The sequence below is a fragment of the Proteus myxofaciens ATCC 19692 genome (assembly GCF_001654855.1).
GTDB lineage: Bacteria > Pseudomonadota > Gammaproteobacteria > Enterobacterales > Enterobacteriaceae > Proteus > Proteus myxofaciens.
Genome location: NZ_LXEN01000189.1, coordinates 1 through 1,092 on the forward strand (window position 1 = coordinate 1; position 1,092 = coordinate 1,092).

Consider the following 1,092-nt stretch of genomic DNA (forward strand, 5'->3'; position numbering starts at 1 on the left):
AAATTTCTATATTTAGATACTTTTTAATATCTATTTTGATATTTTCAGCTATAAAATATTTATTTGTATCTTTTGTTACTTCAAATATAGGATCTACTATTGCTTTATATAGCTTCTCTATATTTGAATCTAATACTTCTTCTATAGGATTAGTTTTATCTATAAATTTAATTTCATCTAGAGTTTTAATTTCATTTATAGATTTAATTTCCTCTAGATGTTTAGTTTCATTTATAGATTTAATTCCATCTATGTTTAATAAAACACAAACTTCCTGTAAGCTTGGTATAATATTGAAATTTTCTATATTTTCCATAATATTAATCTTGATTTTTTCAATATTATTTACGTCTAAATCTTTAAATAGTTTTAAATTATGGTTTAAATCATCAATAATGTATTTTTTTACTTCATTATTAATTGAACTTTTTATAGCATATACCTTATCCTTATCAATTATTATTTTATTTGTTACTTCATTTACTACTTCATTTGATACATCTTCTGATACTTCATTAGCTACTTCTTTTGATACATCTTTTGATACTTCATTAGCTACTTCTTTTGATATTTCTTTTGGTACTTCTTTTGATACTTCTTTTGGTACTTCTTTTGATACATCTTTTGTTACTTCATTTGTTACTTTATTGGTTATTTCATTTATTTTTTTATTTTCAATTTTAATAGTATCGCTTTCCATAGTATTTCTATTATCAGCACTCTGATTTTTTATATTTATAATGCTAGTGCTTAAATTTTTATGATTAACAATTTTATTAATTATTGGTTTAATAAAAGGGATAATTGTATTGTAACTTTTAAAAATAATTTTATTTAGCGTATTTGAAGTGTGTATTTTTATACTATTTATACTATTCAAGTTCGAAATAGCATTTTTTATTAAAAATTCAATGTTCATATTAACCCCTCATTATTTTAAATAAATTAAACAATGAGCTAAACGTTCGCTCTATCAATAAACTGTAAATTTTTTTATATTTTTCATCTTATAAAAATCATCAATAAATTTTGACCAACTAGATTTATAATTTATTAAAATTTATAATATATTTATTTATTATTGTTAATTTA

1 protein-coding gene is annotated in these 1,092 nt (G+C 19.7%); it reads right to left on the bottom strand.

Annotated elements, in window-relative coordinates:
- Positions 1-919: hypothetical protein (locus M983_RS16555; RefSeq protein WP_210433260.1), on the bottom strand; the 919-nt coding region annotated here is incomplete at its 3' end.
- Positions 920-1,092: the final 173 nt, after the last annotated feature.